Genomic DNA, 21,369 nt, shown 5'->3' with positions numbered 1-21,369 from the left:
GTGGAATGCCTCGCTGTGCGGACAAGCATAACTTATCCGGCCCCGGCCTTGCCGGGTTCATTGCTGGCAACGGAATCACGGTCGCCTCCCATATCCGATTGTTCGCTGCGTCCTCCCGGCGCAGTCAGCGTTTCATATTATGGGAACAAATCCCATGTCAAGCGAGAATCATAAAAATCTTTTAAATTATGGTTTGATGTGCCATAATATGGGATAATAGGATGGATGGGGTAGAAATGGACGCCGACAGCACCAAACCGGGCACGCAATCTCTGTCGCGAGTATTCACAGTCCTGGAGGCGGTGAGATCCGGCTGTTCCGATCTCGCCTCCATCGGCCGTCATGTGGGAACCGGCAGAAGCACGACACATCGCCTTGTAAGCTTTCTCGTGCAGCACAGCTACCTTCGTCATATCGATGGAAGGGGCTATGTCCTTGGTCCGGCGCTCATCAGCCTGGGCAGTGCCGCATTGGAGCAGATGCCCCTGACCAGTTGCGCGCGTCCGCATATCGAGCAGCTCGCCCACGAAACCGGCGACTCTATCCATCTGAGCATCCGCGAGGGCGACAACATCATCTATGTGGACAAGATCCCCGGGACGAAGGGGCTTGAGATGCGGTCGCGCATCGGCCTGCAAAAACCCATGGCGACGACGGGGACGGGAAAGGTCCAGCTCTTCGATCTGCCCGAACAGGAGTGGCTGCGGCTTTACGAACTGGCGCGGGCGGACGCCCTGGCGAACGAGATGACCCCCACGGGCTTTCTGGAGTGGGACGTCTTCAGAGCGAAGCTGGCCGAGTTCCGGGACAAGGGCTTCGCGATCGAGCGCGAGGAAAACGAAGTCGGGATCTGCTGTGTGGCGGCGCCGATCCGCGATGCCAGGGGAAAGGTCGTGGCCGGCGTCAGCGTCGCAAGTTCCGTCCATTACATGTCCGAGGAACGGCTTGGAACACTCGTCGCCCCTGTGATGCGCTGCGCCGAGGCGATTTCCGCGGAGCTTGGGTGGTGCAGGCCCGTCTGACGAAGCGATGCCTGCGGCGCAAGGCAAGCGGGCGACCGCGGCGGTCGCGCACTTTGCGGCCGGCCCGGATGCGTGGACGAATACGCGGATCCGGCCCGCGCATCGGGTAGCGTGGCCGCACGGAGGTTGGGCGAATCTGGACCTTTTGGCTGAATTGCGCCATGGTCGCTTCTTCCGGGTGGCGCGTCGGAAGCCGGGACGCATTGCCTGCACAAGGTGGCTCGGCCGTGACCGGAGCACCATCCGAGACCCCGGCAAAGGACGACCCGAACCATTGACCTGCACGCCTAAAGCCGCCTCTCTCCAGTTCCGTCCGCCGGAGGGAGAGCGTTATCCCGCCTTCAAGCGCCACATCCCCGAACGGCTGTTCTATGTGGTCCCCGCGCTGATGTGGCTGGTGCTGGCGATCCGTTATCGCAGCCTGACGCTTCCCAGCGCCGCCAATCCCGCGATGGAGGCCGGCGGGCTGTGGGGCGAAAGCAAATCGCAGGGGCTGGACCTGTTCGGGCCGCAGGGCAAGGCGCGGCTGGCCCGCTTTGCCCGCCTTCGTTGCGACACCGGAGCGGATACCCCCGTCGATTGCGCGCTGGCCGCGATGGCCGAGGCCGGGCTGGATTTCCCGGTCGTCGCCAAGCCCGACCGCGGCTATCAGGGCTGGGGCGTCAGGCTGATCCAGCGGGCCGAGGATCTGGCGGATTATCTGGCGGTGCAGCCTCCGGGCACCATGATCCTGTTGCAGGAACTGGTCGACTTGCCCGGCGAGGCGGGGATCTTCTATCTGCGTCATCCCGACCAGGTGCGGGGCCGCATCGTCTCGATGGCCTTCGTCTATCCGCCGCATGTGATCGGCGACGGCTGCCGAAGCGTGGCCGAACTGGTCCGGGCCGACAAGGTCCTGCGTCCGAACAGCGCCATCTATCGCGACCGCCATCCCGAAAGCTGGGAGACCGTGCCCGGCCCGGGTGCCTTCCATGTCCTGACCAATGCCCGCAGCGCAAGGCTCGGCGCGGTCTATCGCGACGCGCAGTCCCTGGTGACGCCGCAACTGGAAGCGCTGATCGACGAGATCTCGCGGGAGATACCGGATTTCCATTTCGGGCGCTTCGACATCCGCTTTCGCAGCGTCGAGGATCTGGGCGCGGCCAGCGATTTCAGGATATTGGAGCTGAACGGCGCCGGTGCCGAGATGCTGCATTTCTGGGCCGGCGGCAGCACGCTGCGACAGGCATACCGTGCGCTGTGGCGGCAGTATCGCTGGCTTTTCGCCATCGGCGATGTCATGCGAAAGCGCGGGGCGCGGCCCGTCGGCCTGCGCGGCATGATCCGGTTGCAGCGACAGCAAGAGGCGCTGCGGCGCGTCTATCCCCAAAGCTCGTGAACACCCCTTGCGCAGCCTCGCGCCGGGCGAGACAATCCCGCCGTCGAGCGGTGCGGCGGCCTTGGTCCTCCGCAAAGGAGTCTTGCATGATCCCCGACCTGCCCATCTGCCCGCCCCCCGGCGAAACCATCGTGATCCCCGCGCCGGAACAGACGCTGGCCGAAGGGGCGCTGGGTTTCGTGCTCGAGCCGTTCCAGCCGTTGCGCGAACAGTTCTCGGCGATCACCGGCATCGGGCTGGAGCCCGACGACGCCTGGCCCGGGGAGCAGGGCCGCACGGTCCGGCAAATGCGGCTGGCGCGCGGGAACGGGCAGGCCCAACTGGGCTATCTGGCGGCGGGCCAGCCCGGCGGGCGGCGGGTGATCTTCCTGCATGGCAGCCCCGGCACTGCCGAGGAATGGGACCGCTTCCTGCTGGACGTTCCGGTCGGGCAATATCACCTGGCCGTGGATCGCCCCGGCTTCGGCGCCAGCGGGGAAGAGCCCGAGATCGACCTGGCCGGCCAGGCCGCGGCCGTCGCGCCGCTTCTGACGGCGGGCGGGACCGGAGCCGCGGTCTTGGTCGGCTATTCCTATGGCGGCCCGGTCGCGCTGCGACTTGCCGCCGATTATCCCGACCGGATCGCGGGGGTTCTGCTGATCGGCGCCGCCGCCGATCCGGCGCTGGAGGAAACCCATCCCCTGCAGCAACTGGCGGCGCTTGATTTCTTTGCCGGGCTTCTGCCCACGGAACTGGCCAACGCCAATGCCGAGCTGATGAATCTCCGGCCGGGGCTTGAGGAGCTGACCCCCGACCTGGCGCGTATCACCGCCCCCGTCACCATCGTCCAGGGGCTGGCCGATACATTGGTGCCGCCGGAAAACGTGGGTTTCCTGCAGGCGCATCTGCCCGCCAGTCCCGGCCCGCGGGTGATCCTGATCGAAGAGGCCGACCATTTCCTGCCCTGGACGCATGCCGACCTGCTGCGCGCGGCCCTGGGTTGCGTCATCGGTGATGGAAAGCTGCCGTCTCAGTCGCCCGAGTTGCCCCCTTCGTCCTTGTCCGAGGCGAAATAATAGACCGTGAATCGATGGCTCAGCCAGACCACCCCGATGACCAGCCCGACCATGACCGGCCAGGCCCAGTTGCCCAGCAGATCGAACAGGACCAGGTTGAGACCGAACGCGCCGAAGAACAGTGCCGCCGTATAAACTGCCGCGACCACGCCGTTCACGATCGCGAAGCGGCGAAAGTCGACGCGCACGAAACCGCTGGCCATGAAGACCGGAGGCAACAGCCGTGCCAGCAACGCCGCCGGCAGGACGCCGCGGTCCAGCAGCCGCCGCCCCCGCTCCAGCATCTTCCCGTCGACCCAGCGACGGACGAGAGGGCTGCTTCCGGCCAGCGCGCCGATTCCGTAAAGCGCCCAGTCGCTGACGATGTTCCCGGTCACCAGCGCCACCAGAGCCAGTCCGGTGCCGATCTCTCCTGCGGCGGCCAGCGCCGCACCGGCGATGATCGCCCCTTCCTCCATGACGAAATTGGCAAGAAACAGCAGGACGGCCAATATCAGCGGATTGCCCAGATATTGTTCGATAAGGGCCTCCACCGGGCGGGTCCTCCTGAGCCATGGGGCATGATGGGTCTAGCTAATGATGCCCGCCAGCATGCACAAGTCACGTTCCCGGTTCCGGCAGGAAGGGCGGGAAAACCGCGCTCGTCGGACATGATCGCGGCCCGCGCGGGCCTGCTCGGGGAAAGCCGGCCGGTTTGGACAGCCGCGATCCGTGACACGGCATGATCCCGAGGTGTATTCGCTCTCGTGCCCGGGCGCGAGCATTCGGACAAGCGGAGAGGGATTCGCCGGTCCGGGTCCAAGGGACGGCTGGCACGCTCAGCCCGGCAGGGTGACGGTGATGGCCCCGCGATCCGTCGCGACGACCGTATGCTCATATTGCACGACCGGGGCCGAGGGTTGGCTGTAAAGCGTCCAGCCGTCATCCCCTTCGACCGCCCAGAGGCCACCGGCCGAAAGGAACGGCTCGACCGTCAGCACCAGCCCCTTGTCGATGCGGCGCTTTTCGCTGCGGCTGGGCCAGGTCGGGATTTCCTCGGGATATTCGTGCAGCGCCCGCCCGACGCCGTGGCTGGCAAGGTTGCGGATCAGCGTATAGCCGCGCCCCGCGGCGAAGCGGCCAATGGCACGTCCGATGCCGGCAAGCGGCCTGCCGCTGCCGACCTGTGCGATGCCGATCTGCATGGCACGCCTGCCGTCGCGGCACAGCCGATCCAGCGAGGGCCGCACGGGTGCTGTGCGATACGTCGCCCCGGTATCGGCGAAATAACCGTTCTTCGAGGCCGATACGTCGATATTGACCAGATCCCCCGGCGCGATCACCCTGTCGCCGGGAATGCCATGGGCGATTTCCTCGTTCACGCTGATGCAGGTCGCTGCGGGAAAGTCATAGGTGGATTGCGGCGCCGAGACGGCGCCCTCGCGCTCCAGCAATGCACGGCCGATTTCGTCCAACTCGCGGGTGGTCATGCCGGGCTCCATCGCCCTGGCCATGGATTGCATGGTGTTGGCGACGATCCGGCCGATATCCTTCAGCCCGTCAAGCTCATCCTGGTTGGTGATCGTCATTCCCGGTTTCCCTGAAGCAGCGGATGGATTGGCCAAGCTAGCAGAAAGCGATCACGATGTCCCGTATTGCCGGTGCCATCGGGCGTGGGGCTGGTCGGCGCCGGCGCCGTCTGAATCACCCGCCTGTCTGCCATGCCGACATTGCGCCGCCGGATTGGGTCATGCCACGGCGCGTAGACGTTCACCACCAGGTCGGTGCAGGGAAACACATGCGGCTGGATACGGGGTCTGGGCGGGGTCAGGCTGGTGATCGGCGACGCCGCATTCACCGGAGGAGGGGCGCCCTGGCGCGAGGTCTCCAAGCAGTTGCGCCCGCGCTGGCCCAGGCTCGCCGACCTCATGGGCACCAGCAAGCACGACGTGCTGGCTTGCATGCCCTTCCCGCGCCAGCACGCACCAAACTGCATTCCAACCCCATCGAGCGTCAGAACGAGGAGATCAAGCGGCGAGCCGACATCGTCGGGATCCTTCCCAACGAACCTTCCATCATGCGTCTGATCGGCGCGGTGCTGTTCGAACAGAACGACGAATGACAGACCGCCAGCCGCTGCATGATGGTCGAAGCCTTCGCCCAGATCGACAAGGAAGCGATCGACTCCATTTGCGGCATGACCATGAAAGCCGCCCGATCATGCCCTAAGGCCATCCGGGGAATTACAACACCTTGACGGGCATGCCGCTAGTAGATCGGCGGCGAGACGATCCAGATGGCGACGGCAGGTTCCTTGCCATCGTTGCGCCAGGCATAGTCGGTCTCGCGGAACTGGAAGCTGTCGCCGGGCTCCAGCTGGATCTCGCGGTCGCCTATGATCAGGGTCAGGCGGCCCGAGATCAGGACGCCGCCATCCTCCTTGGGCCGCGCCTTTCGCCGTCCGCCGCTGGACGCGCCGGGCGCGAAGGTCGACTTGATCATCTCGAACGAGCCGCTGAGCGTCGGGGACAGCAGCTCCTCGACGAGACCGCTTTCCTGCGAGCCGATGGGCGTCCGGTCCGCGGCGCGCAGGACCAGCCCCCGTTCCTCGGGCGCCCGGCTGGAGGAGCGGAAGAAGAAGCTGATGTTCACCCCCAGCCGATCCGAGATCTGCCCCAGGTCGTGGACCGATGGCGTCGTCTGCCCTCGCTCGACCTGGCTCAGCCAGCCGACCGAACGCCCGACATCGCCCGCAAGCTCAAGCAGGGTCATGCCCCGCGACTTGCGCAGCGACCGGATGTCTTCACCAACGTGATGGCCCATCGGCTCTCCTTCAGAGGCTGCCGACAGGGTGCAGCAATCCTGCTGAAATCTCAACATGTCTGCAGCGGGGTAGATGAAATTTTTACCAGTCGCAGCGTTAAAATGAAAATTATAGTTGAATTTTCATTCACGGCATGAGTAGCTCCATCCTGCCGAAAGAACAGAATCGCCCGGTCGCCCCGATCCCGTCGCCACCGGCCCTGCGCGCAGCCCACCCAGTCCAACAGCGGATAACCATCATGGTCGAACTCCCCAGCCCAGCCCGCGTCGTCATCATCGGAGGTGGCATTTCCGGCTGTTCCGTCGCCTATCACCTTGCAAAGCTGGGCTGGACCGACATCGTGCTGCTGGAACGCAAGCAGCTGACATCCGGCACCACATGGCACGCAGCGGGGCTGATCGGCCAGTTGCGCGCCAGCCAGAACATGACGCGGCTGGCGAAATACTCAGCCGACCTCTACACCAAGCTGGAGGCCGAGACGGGGCTTGCGACGGGGCTGCGGCAATGCGGTTCGATCACCGTTGCCCTGACAGAAGAGCGGCGCGAGGAGATCCTGCGCCAGGCCGCGCTGGCCCGCGCCTTCGGGGTGGACGTGAACGAGCTTTCCCCGCGCGAGGTGCTGGAGCTTTATCCGCATCTGGAGATCTCCGACGTGGTCGCCGGGGTGCACCTGCCACTGGACGGCCAGGCCGATCCGGGCAATATCGCGCTGGCGCTGGCCAAGGGCGCGCGGATGCGCGGCGCGAGGATCGTCGAGCAGGTCAAGGTCGCGCGGATCGTCACTGCCAATGGCCGCGTGACCGGCGTCGAGTGGGAGGCCGGCGGCGAACGGGGCCATATCGCCGCCGAAAACGTGGTGAACTGCGGCGGCATGTGGGGCCGCGATCTTGCCGCCGATAATGGCGTCACCCTGCCGCTGCATGCCTGCGAGCATTTCTATATCGTCACCGAGAACATCCCCGACCTGGCCCAGCTTCCGGTGCTGCGCGTCCCCGACGAATGCGCCTATTACAAGGAGGACGCGGGCAAGATCCTGCTCGGCGCCTTTGAGCCCAGGGCCAAGCCCTGGGGCATGGCGGGCATCCCCGAGGATTTCTGCTTCGACCAGTTGCCCGAGGATTTCGACCATTTCGAGCCGATCCTGGAGAAAGCCGTGGCACGGATGCCGCTGCTGGGCCAGGCGGGCATCCACACCTTCTTCAACGGCCCGGAAAGCTTCACCCCCGACGACCGCTATTACCTGGGCGAGGCGCCCGAGCTAAGGGGCTACTGGGTCGCGGCGGGCTACAATTCCATCGGCATCGTGTCCTCGGGCGGCGCCGGCATGGCGCTGGCGCAATGGATGGAGGACGGCGAGCCGCCCTTCGACTTGTGGGAGGTCGATATCCGCCGCGCCCAGCCCTTCCAGCGCAATCGCCGCTATCTGAAGGAACGGGTCAGCGAGACGCTCGGCCTGCTTTATGCCGACCATTTCCCTTATCGGCAGATGGCGACCTCGCGCGGCATCCGCCGTTCGCCCCTGCACGAACACCTCAAGGCGCGCGGCGCGGTCTTTGGCGAGGTGGCGGGCTGGGAACGCGCCAACTGGTTCGCCGCGGACGGGCAAGAACGCGAATACCGCTATGGCTGGAAGCGCCAGAACTGGTTCGACAACCAGCGCGCCGAGCATATGGCCATGCGCGAGGGCGTGGGACTGCTGGACATGACCAGCTTCGGCAAGATCCGGGTCGAGGGGCGCGATGCGGCTTCCTTCCTGCAGCGGCTCTGCGCGAACGACATGGATGTGCCGGCGGGCTGCATCGTCTATACCCAGATGCTGAACGCCCGCGGCGGCATTGAGTCCGACCTGACGGTGACGCGGCTTTCGGAAACCGCCTTCCTTCTCGTCGTGCCCGGCGCGAGTTTGCAGCGCGACCTGGCCTGGCTGCGCCGGCATCTGGGCGAGGAATGGGTGACGATCACCGACATCACCGCGGCCGAGGCCGTGCTGCCGCTGATGGGCCCGCGCTCGCGCGAGTTGTTGTCGCTGGTCTCGCCCGACGACCTGTCGAACGAGGCGCATCCCTTCGGCACCGCGCGAGAGATCGAGATCGGCATGGGCCTCGCCCGCGCTCATCGCGTCACCTATGTCGGAGAATTGGGATGGGAGCTTTACGTCCCGACCGACCAGGCCGCCCATGTTTTCGAAGCCCTGGCCGAGGCGGGTGAGCAGGTGGGCCTGAAGCTATGCGGGCTGCACGCCATGGATTCATGCCGGATCGAAAAGGCCTATCGCCATTTCGGCCATGACATCACCGACGAGGATCATGTGCTGGAGGCCGGCCTGGGCTTTGCGGTCAAGACCGGCAAGGGCGATTTCATCGGTCGCGAGGCGGTGCTGAAGAAACGCGAGGCCGGGCTGGAACGCCGCCTGGTCCAGTTCCGGTTGCGCGATCCCGAGCCGCTGTTGTTCCATAACGAACCGATCCTGCGCGACGGCAGGATCGTCGGCTTCCTGAGCTCGGGCAATTACGGCCATGCCCTCGGCGCCGCGATCGGGCTGGGCTATGTGCCCTGCCGCACCGATGAAACTGCGGCCGAGATGCTTGCATCGGATTATGCCATCGACGTGGCCGGCCGCATCGTCCCCGCCGAGGCCAGCCTTGCCCCCCTCTACGATCCCAAGTCGGCCCGGGTGCGCGGCTGAGCGCATCGGCAAACGACCGGCAGTCAGGCTTGCGCCACGATCAACTGGGCGACCGTGTTTTCCAGCTCGGTAAAACCGGAACGGGCTCGTGCCTTGGCATCGACGACCAGGTAATCGATCTCGGCCGTGGGGCAGACACATTTCCGGCTGGTCACGCCTATTTTCGCATGATCGGCAAGGATCGCGGTCTTGGTCGATTGGCGGGCCATCGCCTCGGCGATCTCGGCGCCGTGGAGATGATGATAGGTCGCGCCCAATGAGGCATCTATCCCAAGGGGCGAGAGAAGCGCGACATCGGCATGATAGCTGTAAATGTCGGCAACCGTGGCGCCGCCCCAGGTTTCCAGCGGGTCGCGCCTTACCGGACCCCGCAGGAGCTGCACCCGGACGCCGCTCTCTTGCGGGCTTTGTGCAAGCCGCATGGCCGCCTCGAGGGAATTGGTGACGACGGTCAGATCCGTCAGGCTGGTCGGCCCTGCCAGCACCTCGGCCATGATCGTCATGGTCGAGCCGGCATCCATGAAGATGGTCTGGTGGCTTCTCAGAAGCTGAAGCGCCGCCACGCAGATCGCACGCTTTTCCTGCAGGCGCTGGGTGATGCGGACGCTGAACTCCATGTCCTCGGTTTCGACCGGGACGGCGCCCCCGCGGACGCGGCGCAATATTCCAGATTGTTCCATCTCGATCAGATCGCGCCGAACGGTTTGACGCGACACGCCGAAGCTTTCGACGATCCGGTCGATGGAGACCTGGCCGAACGATGCCAGCATCGCCCGTATTTTCTGATGGCGCTCTTCTTGCCACATGGCTTCTCCAATCGCTGAACAGACGTCGTCTGCTGTCCCTTACCCTCCTCGACCTGTTCCATGCAAATTACAGATTGACGCATTTGCTACAAAATGCAACATCTCCGTATCGAAGATCGAATCTCAGTCTGACGGCGGGCGCGCGGCAAGGCGCAAGCAAATCGGGAAAAGGCAAGATGCCCCGGCACGACCGGGACCGGGCCGGCATCCGCATCGGGTGCCTGATCGGCCTTGCTCTCCGACGGGCTGTCGGTGCGCGACCGAAGCACGGTCCGCCATGCGGTGCAGGCTATCTGGAGAAAGAACCAAGGTGTTGACGAACAGTAACAAATCGAATGACGCGATCCTTGATGGGCTTGCGAGCTTTGCCGCGGTCCTGGCCGATGAAAGCCGCCGAATGCTTCTGGACGTGGTCGCGCAGGACCGCGCGATCGAGATGAAGGCCGACCGCAGCTTCGTCACCGACATGGACCTGGCCATCGAGATGCGGTTGCGCGAGCTGATCGCTGACGCCCATCCCGACCATGGCGTCGTGGGCGAGGAGCAGGACGCCTCGGACCCGGATGCGGAGTTCGTCTGGGTGCTGGACCCCATCGACGGCACCGCACCCTTCATCGCCGGGATGCCGGTCTTTGGCACGCTGATCGCGCTGATGCATCGCGGCAAGCCGGTGATCGGCATCATCGACCACCCTTCGGGCAGCAACCGCTGGACCGGGATCGCGGGCCGGCCGACGCTGCTGAACGGCAACCCTTGCCGCACGCGGGGCTGTGCCGACATCGGCAGCGCGATCCTGTCGGTCTGCAACCCGGATTTCTTCCACCCTTCGGAATATCCCGCGCTGGACGCGCTGCGCGAGGCGACGGCATGGCGCATCTATGGCGGCGCCTGCCTCAGCTTCGGGCTGCTGGCCTCGGGCCGGACGGATGTCCATATCGACACGCAGTTCAAGATCCACGACCTGGCCCCCTATACCCCGATCATCGAGGGCGCGGGCGGCGTGGTCACCGACTGGGACGGCCAGCCGCTGACCCTGTCAAGCGGCCCGCGCATCCTGGCGGCGGGCGATCCGGCACGGCATCGCGACGCGCTGGATCTGGTCCAGCGCGCGATGCGCTAGGCGGTTTTCGGGGGAGGAGACAGACCGAATGGGGATTGATATCCAGAAACTGGGCGTCGCCTATGGCGATCACCGTGTCATCGACGGGCTTTCGCTGAAGATCGAGCCCGGCTCGTTCTTCACCCTGCTGGGCCCGTCCGGTTGCGGCAAGACCACGCTGCTGCGCACCATCGCGGGCTTCATCGATGCGGCGGCGGGGCGGATCCTGTTCGGCGACAAGGATGTGACCGGGCTGCCGGCGCATCGGCGCGACATCGGCATGGTGTTCCAGGATTACGCCTTGTTTCCCGACAAGACCGTGAACGACAACGTGGCCTACGGGCTGCGGGCGCGTGGTCAGGACGGCGCCACGATCCGGCGCAAGGTCGGCGAGGCGCTGGAGCGCGTGGGCCTGGGCCACCTGGGCCAGCGGCATCCGGCGGCGCTGTCGGGCGGCCAGCGCCAGCGGGTCGCGCTGGCCCGGGCGCTGGTGATCCAGCCGACGGTGCTGTTGATGGACGAGCCGCTGTCGAACCTGGACGCCAAGCTGCGGGTGCAGGTGCGCGACACCATCACCGAATTGCAGCGCGAGGCCGGGATCACCACCGTTTTCGTGACCCATGACCAGGAGGAAGCGCTGGCCATGTCCGACCGGATCGGGGAGATGAAAAGCGGCCGGCTGGAACAGGTCGGCACGCCATCCGAGATCTATCGCGACTCGGTCTCGTCCTATGTCGCGGATTTCGTCGGCGCGGCCAATACGGTCGAGATCGACGCACCCGGCGCGGCGCAGGGCATGGTCACCGTCGGGCTGGGCGGGCATTCGATTTCGGCGCGCGTTCCGGCCCCCCTGGCCGGGTCCAGGGCCGTGCTGATCGCGCGTCCCGAGGATATCGCCTTGTCCCCGCAAGGCACGGGCGGCGCCAACAGCGTGCAGGGCACCGTCAGCCGCCGGCAATATCTGGGCGGCAAGACGCATTACCTGATCGGGATCGGCGCCGATGTCGCGCTGGCGGTCGAGACCCATGGCGACGGCCATGACCGCTACATGCCCGGCGCCGATGTCGACCTGTCCTTCGATCCGATGAAGACCCTGGTGCTGGCGTCATGAGCGGGGGGATCGGCAACCGCACCGTATGGTGGTGGATCTCGCTGGCCGCGATGGTGGTCATGGTGGTGTTCCTGCTCTATCCGCTGCTGACCATCCTGACCGGCAGCCTGGGCGGCGGCGACAGGAATGGCTGGGCGCAACTCTTGGCCGATCCGCGCTATCTGGAGGCCGTGCGCAACACGCTGGTCCTTGCGGCGGCGGTGACGTCGCTGTCGGTCTGCCTGGGCGTGCCGCTGGCCTATCTGGCCTCGCGTTACGAATTTCCCGGCAAGTCGGCGCTGGCGCTCTTGCCCCTGATCGCGCTGGTGATCCCCGAGGTCATCGCCGCGCAGACCTGGCTGATGCTGGTCGGCAACAACGGCGTCGTCACCCGCGCGCTGCGCAGCGTCGACATCATCCTGCCCAGCTTCTACGGCTGGCCGGGGCTGATCGTCTCGCTGACCTTCACCTATTACGCCTATGTCTATATCAGCACGCTGGCGGCGATCCGCGGCTTCGACGTGCAGCTTGAGGAAGCCGCGCGCAGCCTTGGAACCTCGCCGGTCAGGTCGCGGCTCAAGGTGCTGGTGCCGGTCATCATGCCCTCGGTCATGGCCGGCGCGCTGCTGGTCTTTACCATGGTCATGGGCAATTTCGGCACCTCGTCGATCCTTGGCGGCAAGGTGCGGCTTCTGTCGGTGATGACCTACCAGGCCGCCGTGGCCGAGGGTGGGGCCGACCCGGTGATGCAAAGCACGCTGGCCAGCGTCGCGGTCGGGCTGATCGTGATCGTGCTGTTCCTTCAGCGCTGGATCCTGTCGCGCGGGCGCTATCAGGTGGTGCAGGGCCGCAATGCCCGGCCGGTGCCGCTGTCGGGCCGCCAGGGCTGGCTGATCGGCGGCGCGGCGGGCGCGGTGGTGATCGTGTCGCTGATGCCGCTGATCATGCTGGTCACCGGGGCCTTCACCGTCTCGCGCGGGCCGGTGATGCGCTGGGGCGAGTGGACGCTGGCGAATTTCGAGCGGCTGCTGCTGACCAATCCCACGCCGATCCTCAACACGCTGATCTATTCCGCCGTCGCCACGCTGATCGGCATCGGGATCAGCACGCTGGTCAGCTATATGATCGTCAAGAAAAAGAACCTGTTCACCCCGGCGCTGGACTATCTCAGCACCCTGCCGCTGGCGCTTTCGGGCACGGCGATCGGGATCGGGCTGGCCATGTCCTTCAACAGCGGCTGGCTGCACCTGACCGGAACCGGGGCCATCGTCGTGCTGGCCTATGTCATCCGGCGGCTGCCCTTCTCGATGCGCAGCGCCTCGTCCACGCTCTACAACATCCCCGATTCCATCGAGGAGGCGTCGATCAGCCTGGGCGTGGCGCCGGTGCCCAGCTTCTTCAAGGTGGTGCTGCCGCTGATGGTGCCGGCCATCGCCTCGGCCATGGTGCTGACCTGGGCGGTGACGGTTTCCGAACTCAGCGCCTCGATCATCGTCTATTCCGGCGGGCGCGAGACCATGCCGATCCAGATCTACAAGCTGATCGACAGCAACCTGATGGCGCAGGCCTCGGCGATGGGGGTGCTGCTGCTGGCGGTGATCCTGGTGCCGATCTTTGTCGCGACCAAGCTGTTCCGGGTCGAGCTGTTCTCGTCCCGCTAGGCACCCAAACAGGGCCGGCCCGTCCGGGGCAGGGCCGGCAGCCGTCACATCGAAACATCGCCCCGGATATGCAGAGGAGGAAAGACATGAACCCTGGATTGACCCGCCGCGTCGTGCTGTGCGGCCTTGCCGCCACGCTGCTGCCGACAGTCGGCTTCGCGCAGGACGCCGGCGGCACGGTCGTCGTCTATACGCCCTCGCCCGCGCAAGCGGTCGAGGCGGCGACCGACAGCCTGCGCCAGCTTGAGCCGAACATCTCGCTCAGCACCATCACCGGCGGCAGCGGCCAGCTCCTGCGCCGGCTGGAAGCCGAGGCGGCCGCCCCGCAGGCCGACCTGTTCTGGAGCTCCAGCGAAAACACCCTGGGCGGTTTCCGCGAGATGTTCGAGCCTTATCGCTCGACCCAGCTCGACGCGATCCCCGAGGCGCTGCACCACCCCGAGGACCTGTGGACTGCGACCTTCAGCCATGTCGTCGTCGCGATGGTGAACACCGACCAGCTTGGCGACATTCCCGCCCCGACGAAATGGGAGGATTTCCTGGACCCCGCCTGGAAGGGCAAGCTGGCCATCGCCGATCCGAACAACAGCTCGACCGCCTATACGATCCTGTGGGGGATCGACCAGCTGATGGGCCCCGAGGCGCTGGAGAGACTGGCGCAGAACGTGACCGTGAACAGCTCGGCCTCGTCCATCCTGCGCGGCGTCGCGCAGGGCGAATTCGTGGCCGGCCTGACCTTCGAGGCCAATGCCTATGCCTATGTCGCTGGCGGCCAGTCCGAGATTTCGCTGGTTTATCCCGAGGAAGGCACCTTCGCCTCGACCGAATTCATGGCGCTGGTGAAAGGCGCGCCCAACCCCGAACTGGCGCAGCGGACGATGGACGCGATCCTGTCGAAGGAAACCCAGGTTGCGCTGCTGGAAAGCACCTTCCGTCGTCCCAGCCGCAGCGACATCGTGGTGGGCGACCATGCCGACCTGCCCGCCATCGAAGATATCAAGGTCTTTCCCACCGACGAAACCGAGGCGGCAGCTGGGCGCGATGCATTCCTGGCGCGCTGGCAAGGCTATCTGCAATCCGCCAACTGACGGCCCCTGCTCGCGACGAAATGCCGCCCGGTCCTGGTGCCGGGCGGCGTGACGGGGGAAGTTTTTCGCCTGTTTGTTGGCTGTGATGGGCATCGGCGCCAATCTCACGCAGAGATGATGGAGGCTTCCTAAGGCTGTGATCCCGTTCGGCATCGGCTTTCCTGGTGCATCAAAATGCCAGGGCGCATTCGTTGCATCACGCCAGCCGGCCATGCGGAGCGATGGAAGGGCGCACGGGACCCGATCCGTGCAGAGCGCGGCGCGGAAAACCCGCGGACCCGTTATCCGATCCGCACCGCGCCTCCTCGTCGTCCGAACAAGGCGCGCTGCGCCCGGCCGAAATAGGCGATGCCTTCTGGGATATGCTGCTCGGCGGTGTTGCGGAGCATGCTTGACCCTCGGGCCGCGCATGGTTCTGACGCCGCGATGAGGGGCTGATTCCGAACTGCGCGCGAAAGCTGCGGCTGAAATGGCTGCGGCTGGCAAAGCCGGTCGCCAACGCGATCTCGGCCAGCGGCAGGCCGGATTGCGTCAGCAGTTCCCGGGCCTTGTCCAGCCGCAGTCGGCGATAGAACTGCATCACGCTTTCGCCGAGCTGCGCCTGGGCCAGCCGCTCCAGATGGCGCGGAGTGATGTCGCAAAGCTGGCCCAGGTCCTCCAGCCCCAGCGGATCGGCGATATGGCTGGTCATCAGCTCGACCATGGCAACCAGCGCCGGATGATGAAGGTCGTATTTACGTGCCGGATCAAGCTGCTGTGGCGCCTCGGCTTCGCGGATGCCGGTATGGATGAACCAGTCGCTGACCGCCCGCGCCAGCGCGGCTCCATGCGCCGAAGCGATCAGCGCATGCATCATGTCCAAGGGCGCCATGCCCCCGGCGCAGGTGAAGCGGTCGCGGTCGATGACGAACAGGCGTCGCTCGATCAGCGCATCGGGCCAGGTCTCGCGCATGGCGTCGAGATGCTGCCAGTGGATGGTAAAGCGCCGCGCCGCCATCACCCCCGCCGCAGCAAGAATCGCCGCCCCGCCCGAAATGCCGCCAAGCGCCACCCCGCGCCGCGCCAGCCGACGCACGAAGGCCAGCACCCGGGGATCGCGCTGCGCCAGCGGATCGCCCCCCGCCACCACGAACAGGATGTCCAGGTTCTCGTCGGCCTCGGCCAGTGCGATGGTCTCGAACCCGCCCGCGACCGAACTGGGCATGAAGCCCCCCTCGATCGAGACGAATTGCAGGTCGTAGAGCGGACGGCCGCTCAGCAGGTTCGCCGCGCGCAGCGGCTCGACCGCCGAGGCGGCGGACATCAGCGCGTAATCCGGCAGCAGCAGGAAGCCGTAGCGGCGGGGGCGGGAATCGGGGCGCATGGTGGACCTTGGGTTTCGCCGCCAGCCTGCCATCCATGTCCGAAACAGGCAAGGCAATGTCCCTTTCTGGCGCATCGCTAATGCCAGGCTGTGCCAGATTCGAGTCGAAGAAGGAGATTATCGCCATGCATTTCTCGGGCTTGCGGGTCATCAGAGAGGCGCTGACCGGGCACAAGGGGTGGAAGCCGCTATGGCGCAACCCCGAGCCGCAGCCGGCCTATGACTACATCATCGTCGGCGGCGGCGGGCATGGGCTGGCGACGGCCTATTACCTCGCCAAGACATTCGGCCGCGCGCGCATCGCCGTGCTGGAGAAAAGCTGGCTCGGCTCGGGCAATATCGGGCGGAACACCACGATCATCCGCTCGAACTACCTGCTGCCGGGCAACGAGCCCTTCTACGAGTTCTCGATGAAGCTTTGGGAGGGGTTGGAGCAGGAGTTCAACTTCAACGCCATGGTCAGCCAGCGCGGCATCCTGAACCTGTGCCATACGGATGCGCAGCGCGATGCCTTCCGCCGGCGCGGCAACGCCATGCTGCTGGCGGGCGCGGATGCCGAGTTGCTGGACCGCGAGCAGGTCCGGGCCATGGCGCCGTTCCTGAACTTCGACAATGCCCGCTTCCCGATCAAGGGTGGGTTGTGGCAGCGCCGGGCGGGGACCGCGCGCCATGACGGCGTGGCCTGGGGCTATGCCCGCGGCGCCGACATGCGCGGCGTCGACTTGATCCAGAACTGCGAGGTCACCGGCTTTCGCATCGACGGCGGCCGGATCAGCGGGGTCGAGACGACGCGCGGCTATATCGCCGCCGGCCAGGTCGGCGTGGCGGTGGCGGGCTCATCCAGCCGGGTCATGGCCATGGCGGGGATGCGGCTGCCCATCGAAAGCCATGTGTTGCAAGCCTTCGTTTCCGAGGGGCTGAAGCCCACCATCCCGGGCGTCATCACCTTCGGCGCCGGGCATTTCTACGTCAGCCAGTCCGACAAGGGCGGGTTGGTCTTTGGCGGCGACATCGACGGCTACAACTCCTATGCTCAACGCGGCAACCTGCCGGTGATCGAGGACGTGGCCGAGGGCGGCATGGCGCTGATGCCGATGATCGGCCGGGCGCGGCTGCTGCGCGTCTGGGGCGGCATCATGGACATGTCCATGGACGGCAGCCCGATCATCGACCGCACGCCCGTCGAGGGGCTCTATCTGAATGCCGGCTGGTGCTATGGCGGCTTCAAGGCGACGCCCGCCAGCGGCTATGCCTTTGCCCATCTGCTGGCCACCGGCCGCCCGCACGAAACGGCAAGCGCCTATCGCCTGGACCGTTTCGCGCGCGGCTATGTCATCGACGAAAAGGGCGTGGGTGCCCAACCGAACCTGCATTGAGGTCGCCATGCTGATCCCCCATCCCCTTCTTGGCCTGCGCGACGCACAGGAATTCACCTATCTGGGCGATGCCGTGCTGCTGAACCGCCCCGACGGCATGGCCGAGGGCGCCGAGGCCGCCTTTGCCGAATACGTCTATCTGCGCGACAACCCTGCCGGTGTGCATCGCGAGCTGTGGTTTCACGAGCAGGGCGACCGCTCCTGGCTGGTCGTGACCCGCGACACCACCACGCACGAGATCCTGGGCGCCGAGCTAGCGCGCGACGTCAAGCTGAAAGGCGGTGCCGCATGACCCGGCTGACCGGAGGGCTGATCGACCGCGCCCGCAACCTGCGCTTCACCTTCGACGGCCGGACCTATGCCGGCCATCCCGGCGACACGCTGGCCTCGGCGCTGTTGGCGAACGGCGTGCGGCTGATGGGCCGCAGCTTCAAGTATCACCGGCCGCGCGGCGTCTTTTCGGCCGGGTCCGAGGAACCGAATGCGCTGGTGGAACTGCGCAGCGGCGCCCGGAAAGAGCCCAACAGCCGTGCCACCGTGGCCGAGCTTTACGATGGGCTTGAGGCCGCCAGCCAGAACCATGTCGGCCCGCTGGGCTTCGACCTGCTGGCGGTGAACGACCTGTTCTCGTCCTTCTTCGCGGCGGGTTTCTATTACAAGACCTTCATGTGGCCGCGCGCCTTCTGGGAAAAGCTTTACGAGCCGGCGATCCGCCGGGCGGCGGGCTTGGGCAGCCTGTCGATGCAGCCCGATCCCGATGCCTATGACAAGGGCTTTTTGCATTGCGACCTGCTGGTCATCGGCGGCGGCGCGGCGGGTCTTTCGGCGGCGCTGACCGCTGGCCGGGCCGGGGCGCGGGTCATTCTGGCCGACGAGGATTTCCGCCTGGGCGGTCGGCTGCTTGCCGAAAGCCATCTGTTGGACGATGCCCCGGCGACCGAATGGGTCGCGCAGGCCGAGGCCGAGCTTGCGGCGCTGCCCAATGTCCGCATCCTGCGTCGGACCACGGTGTTCGGCGCCTTCGACCACGGCGTCTATGGCGCGGTCGAGCGTGTCGCCGATCACCTGCCCGAGCCGGGGCGGCAGGTGCGCCAGACGCTTTGGCGGATCACCGCCAGCCGCGCCGTGCTGGCCGCCGGTGCCATCGAACGGCATATCCCGTTCCGGAACAACGACCGTCCCGGCATCATGCTGGCCGGCGCCATGCGCGCCTATGCCAACCGCTGGGCGGCCAGCCCGGCCAGGCGGGTGGCGATCTTTACCAATAACGACGACGGCCACCGCACGGCGCTGGACCTTGCCGCCAAGGGGATCGAGGTCGCGGCGGTGATCGACAGCCGTTCGGACGCGCAGGCGCAGGGCCACTACCGGCTGGTCCACGGCATGGTCTGCGATGCCAAGGGCCGTCTGGGCCTGCGCGGGGTCCAGATCGACAGCGACGGCCGCAGGGAATGGCTGGATTGCGGCGCGCTCGGCGTCGCGGGCGGCTGGAACCCGAACGTGCATCTGGCCTCGCACCATCGCGGCCGCCCGGTCTGGGACGCGGCGCTGCAGGCCTTTGTTCCCGGCGAGGGCGGGCCGTGCGGGCTGATCGCCGCCGGTGCCGCGAAGGGGCAGGGCAGCACCGCTGCCGCGCTGCGCTCGGGCGCCGGGGCTGCGGTCGAGGCGCTGGCCCAGCTTGGCATCGAGGCCCGGTCCGCCGAGCTGCCGGCGGCCGAGGATGCGCCGGCCGGTCTGCGCCCGCTCTGGCATGTGCCGGGCAAGGGTCGCGCCTGGGTCGATTTCCAGAACGACGTGACCGTCAAGGACATCAAGCTGGCGCATCAGGAAAACATGCGCCCGGTCGAACACCTGAAGCGCTGGACCACGCTGGGCATGGCCACAGACCAGGGCAAGACCGCGAATGTCACCGCCCTGGCGGTCATGTCGGAACTGACCGGCAAGCCGATCCCGGAAACCGGCACGACGATCTTTCGCCCGCCTTACAGCGGCGTGTCGTTGTCGGTGCTGGGCGGCGGCGACACGGGGCCGCATTTCCGCCCGCGCCGCCTGACGCCCACGCATGAATGGGCGCGTGCGCAGGGCGCCGTCTTTGTCGAGGTCGGACCCTGGGTGCGGGCGCAATACTTCCCCCGCCCGGGCGAGACGCATTGGCGCCAGACCGTGGACCGCGAGGTCCTGGCCACCCGTGCGGGCGTCGGCATCTGCGACGTGACCACGCTTGGCAAGGTGGATGTGCAGGGCGCGGATGCCGGCGAGTTTCTCGACCGGATCTATGCCAATGCCATGAAAAGCCTCAAGGTCGGCATGGTCCGCTATGGCCTCATGCTGCGCGAGGACGGGATGGCCTGGGACGACGGCACCTGCGCCCGGCTGGCCGAGGATCATTACGTCACCACCACCACCACCGCCCAGGCGGGGCCGGTCTATCGGCAGATGGAATTCGCCCGCCAATGCCTCTGGCCCGAGCTGGACGTGCAGCTGATCTCGACCACCGACGCCTGGGCGCAGATCGCCGTGGCCGGTCCCAATGCACGCCGGCTGCTGGAGCGGATCGTGGACGGGTTCGACTTGTCGAACGAGGCATTTCCCTTCATGGCCTGCGCTGGCCTGATGGTTTGCGGCGGGCTTCGGGCGCGGCTCTTCCGCATCAGCTTCTCGGGCGAGCTGGCCTATGAGATCGCGGTGCCGGCCCGCTATGGCCAGGCGCTGATCGAGCGGCTGATGGAGAAAGGCGCCGATCTGGGCGCCACCCCCTACGGCACCGAGGCGCTTGGCGTGATGCGTATCGAAAAGGGCCATGCCGCCGGCAACGAGCTGAACGGGCAGACCACGGCGCAGATGCTGGGACTGGGCCGCATGGTCAGCAGCATGGTCAGCAGCAAGAAAGACGGCATCGGCGCCGTGATGTCCCGGCGCGAGGGGCTGGCGGCCGAAACCCGGGTGCTGGTGGGGCTGCAACCCGTCGATCCGGCGCAGCCCGTCCTTGCCGGCATGCATCTTTTCGCCGAGGGGGCCGAGCATCGGACCGAGACCGACCAGGGCTGGATCACCTCGGCCTGTCATTCGCCGCATGTCGGGTCAAGCATCGGGCTGGGCTTCCTGGCCGATGGCGGCACCCGCATGGGCGAGACAGTGATCGCCGCCAATCCGCTGCAGGGGCAAAAGGTGGCGCTGCGCGTCGTCCCGCCGCATTTCATCGACCCGGAAGGAGGGCGCCTGCGTGACTGACCTGACCCCCATTACCGCCTTGGGCGCGCACGCCCCCGCCCGGCACGCCTTCGGTGCCCTGACCATCACCGAGAATGCCGGCTTGGCGCTGGCCTCGCTGGCGCTGCGCAGGGGTGCGACGCAGCCCGCGCCCCTGGGCCTGGCCCTGCCGGGACCGGGCGCATGGCAGGCGGGCCAAGGCGTTGCCGCTTTCTGGACCGGCCCCGGTCAATGGATGATCGAGGCCGAGGACCGCGCTGAAAGCGATTTCGCCGCCGCGCTGGCGGCCGAGGCACCGGGCTGCTCGATCACCGAGCAGAGCGACGGCTGGACCGCTTTCGAGGTCGTCTCGGACCGAGGCGGGGCGCCGATCCGGGCGCTGATGGAAAAGCTGGTGAATATCGACGCCGCGGCCTTCGGGCCGGGCTCGGCCACGCGCACCGGCCTGCATCACATGGGGGTCTTCCTGATCCGCCGGGGCGAGGACCGGCTGGCGGTGATCGGCATGCGGTCGCTGGCCGGCGCGCTCTGGCACGCGCTCGAGGAAGCCGCCGGGCGCCTGAAGGGGGAAGGGGCGTGAACATGGCTGCAAGGAACCGCGGCACGATCATCGACGGCAAGGCTTTTGCTTCTGGTGTCCGGGGCCGCGTTGCGTCGGCGGTTGCCGGGCTGGAGGCCGCGCACGGGGTGGTGCCGGGGCTGGCGGTGGTGCTGGTGGGCGAGGATCCGGCG

Annotated in this window: 18 protein-coding genes and 2 pseudogenes; 14 read left to right on the top strand and 6 right to left on the bottom strand. The window is 66.7% G+C overall.

From position 1 onward, the window contains the following. The first annotated feature begins 236 nt into the window (after positions 1-236). From QPR87_RS14005 to QPR87_RS13995, 3 genes are all read left to right on the top strand, one after another. Positions 237-1,022 carry an IclR family transcriptional regulator gene (locus tag QPR87_RS14005; RefSeq protein WP_285049911.1) on the top strand — a complete coding sequence of 262 codons (786 nt, stop codon included), beginning with the start codon at positions 237-239 and terminating at the stop codon, positions 1,020-1,022. 274 nt (positions 1,023-1,296) lie between these two features. After that, positions 1,297-2,400, top strand: a complete 1,104-nt coding sequence (locus QPR87_RS14000; protein WP_285049910.1) for a hypothetical protein — start codon at positions 1,297-1,299, stop codon at positions 2,398-2,400. A gap of 86 nt (positions 2,401-2,486) precedes the next feature. Continuing rightward, entirely contained in the window at positions 2,487-3,455 is a 969-nt protein-coding gene (locus tag QPR87_RS13995; protein WP_285049909.1) for an alpha/beta fold hydrolase, read from the top strand. On the opposite strand, the gene QPR87_RS13990 is transcribed toward QPR87_RS13995, so the two are convergent. From QPR87_RS13990 to QPR87_RS13980, 3 genes are all read right to left on the bottom strand, one after another. Continuing rightward, positions 3,410-3,988 carry a VTT domain-containing protein gene (locus QPR87_RS13990; RefSeq protein WP_011751138.1) on the bottom strand — a complete coding sequence of 193 codons (579 nt, stop codon included), beginning with the start codon at positions 3,986-3,988 and terminating at the stop codon, positions 3,410-3,412. The genes QPR87_RS13995 and QPR87_RS13990 overlap by 46 nt on opposite strands. A gap of 285 nt (positions 3,989-4,273) precedes the next feature. Beyond that, a complete protein-coding gene (gene map, locus QPR87_RS13985) occupies positions 4,274-5,023 on the bottom strand; it encodes a type I methionyl aminopeptidase (protein ID WP_285049908.1) in 750 nt (249 codons plus the stop codon). Next, on the bottom strand, positions 5,020-5,397 hold the full coding sequence (locus QPR87_RS13980) for a hypothetical protein (RefSeq protein ID WP_285049988.1): 378 nt from the start codon (positions 5,395-5,397) through the stop codon (positions 5,020-5,022). Before QPR87_RS13980 ends, map begins: the two co-directional genes overlap by 4 nt. Here QPR87_RS13980 and QPR87_RS13975 point away from each other — a divergent pair. Next, positions 5,309-5,553 (top strand): annotated as a pseudogene (locus QPR87_RS13975) (transposase); the annotation flags it as partial. The gene QPR87_RS13980 and the pseudogene QPR87_RS13975 overlap by 89 nt on opposite strands. A 149-nt stretch (positions 5,554-5,702) precedes the next feature. On the opposite strand, the gene QPR87_RS13970 reads toward QPR87_RS13975, so the two are convergent. Then, positions 5,703-6,257 (bottom strand): helix-turn-helix domain-containing protein, encoded by a 555-nt coding sequence (locus QPR87_RS13970; RefSeq protein ID WP_011751135.1) that lies wholly within the window; start codon positions 6,255-6,257, stop codon positions 5,703-5,705. 239 nt (positions 6,258-6,496) lie between these two features. Between QPR87_RS13970 and QPR87_RS13965 the strand changes: the two genes are divergently transcribed. Next, the gene (locus QPR87_RS13965) at positions 6,497-8,944 is read left to right on the top strand and encodes a GcvT family protein (RefSeq protein ID WP_285049907.1); all 2,448 of its coding nucleotides are present in this window, start codon (positions 6,497-6,499) and stop codon (positions 8,942-8,944) included. 23 nt (positions 8,945-8,967) lie between these two features. Here QPR87_RS13965 and QPR87_RS13960 read toward each other — a convergent pair whose 3' ends face one another. Beyond that, a complete protein-coding gene (locus tag QPR87_RS13960; protein WP_285049906.1) occupies positions 8,968-9,750 on the bottom strand; it encodes a DeoR/GlpR family DNA-binding transcription regulator in 783 nt (260 codons plus the stop codon). A gap of 310 nt (positions 9,751-10,060) precedes the next feature. On the opposite strand from QPR87_RS13960, the gene QPR87_RS13955 reads away from it, so the two are divergent. The 4 genes from QPR87_RS13955 (at position 10,061) to QPR87_RS13940 (ending at position 14,688) form a co-directional block, all read left to right on the top strand. After that, entirely contained in the window at positions 10,061-10,870 is an 810-nt protein-coding gene (locus QPR87_RS13955) for an inositol monophosphatase family protein (protein WP_011751132.1), read from the top strand. Positions 10,871-10,898: 28 nt separating this feature from the next. Continuing rightward, entirely contained in the window at positions 10,899-11,960 is a 1,062-nt protein-coding gene (locus QPR87_RS13950; RefSeq protein WP_285049905.1) for an ABC transporter ATP-binding protein, read from the top strand. Then, the gene (locus tag QPR87_RS13945) at positions 11,957-13,600 is read left to right on the top strand and encodes an ABC transporter permease (RefSeq protein WP_104492958.1); all 1,644 of its coding nucleotides are present in this window, start codon (positions 11,957-11,959) and stop codon (positions 13,598-13,600) included. Before QPR87_RS13950 ends, QPR87_RS13945 begins: the two co-directional genes overlap by 4 nt. Positions 13,601-13,686: 86 nt before the next feature. Then, the gene (locus tag QPR87_RS13940; protein ID WP_285049904.1) at positions 13,687-14,688 is read left to right on the top strand and encodes an ABC transporter substrate-binding protein; all 1,002 of its coding nucleotides are present in this window, start codon (positions 13,687-13,689) and stop codon (positions 14,686-14,688) included. A 196-nt stretch (positions 14,689-14,884) separates the two neighbouring features. Here the strand turns inward: QPR87_RS13940 and QPR87_RS13935 are convergent, their stop codons facing one another. Then, positions 14,885-16,051: a GlxA family transcriptional regulator gene (locus QPR87_RS13935; RefSeq protein ID WP_285049903.1), complete on the bottom strand. Its 1,167-nt coding sequence runs from the start codon at positions 16,049-16,051 to the stop codon at positions 14,885-14,887. 125 nt (positions 16,052-16,176) lie between these two features. Here QPR87_RS13935 and QPR87_RS13930 point away from each other — a divergent pair, with 125 nt between their 5' ends. The 5 genes and pseudogenes from QPR87_RS13930 to QPR87_RS13910 form a co-directional block, all read left to right on the top strand. Then, on the top strand, positions 16,177-17,427 hold the full coding sequence (locus QPR87_RS13930; RefSeq protein WP_285049902.1) for a sarcosine oxidase subunit beta family protein: 1,251 nt from the start codon (positions 16,177-16,179) through the stop codon (positions 17,425-17,427). 7 nt (positions 17,428-17,434) lie between these two features. Then, positions 17,435-17,719: a sarcosine oxidase subunit delta gene (locus tag QPR87_RS13925; RefSeq protein WP_041530728.1), complete on the top strand. Its 285-nt coding sequence runs from the start codon at positions 17,435-17,437 to the stop codon at positions 17,717-17,719. Then, positions 17,716-20,658, top strand: coding sequence for a sarcosine oxidase subunit alpha family protein (locus QPR87_RS13920; protein ID WP_285049901.1), 2,943 nt, complete (start codon positions 17,716-17,718; stop codon positions 20,656-20,658). Before QPR87_RS13925 ends, QPR87_RS13920 begins: the two co-directional genes overlap by 4 nt. Continuing rightward, a complete protein-coding gene (locus QPR87_RS13915) occupies positions 20,651-21,217 on the top strand; it encodes a sarcosine oxidase subunit gamma (protein WP_285049900.1) in 567 nt (188 codons plus the stop codon). Before QPR87_RS13920 ends, QPR87_RS13915 begins: the two co-directional genes overlap by 8 nt. Before the next feature lie 2 nt (positions 21,218-21,219). Beyond that, a pseudogene (locus tag QPR87_RS13910) lies at positions 21,220-21,369 on the top strand (bifunctional methylenetetrahydrofolate dehydrogenase/methenyltetrahydrofolate cyclohydrolase); the annotation flags it as partial.

The organism is Paracoccus sp. SSJ (assembly GCF_030234105.1).
Taxonomy (GTDB): Bacteria; Pseudomonadota; Alphaproteobacteria; order Rhodobacterales; family Rhodobacteraceae; genus Paracoccus; species Paracoccus denitrificans.
This window is presented reverse-complemented; position numbering and strand designations above follow the sequence as displayed.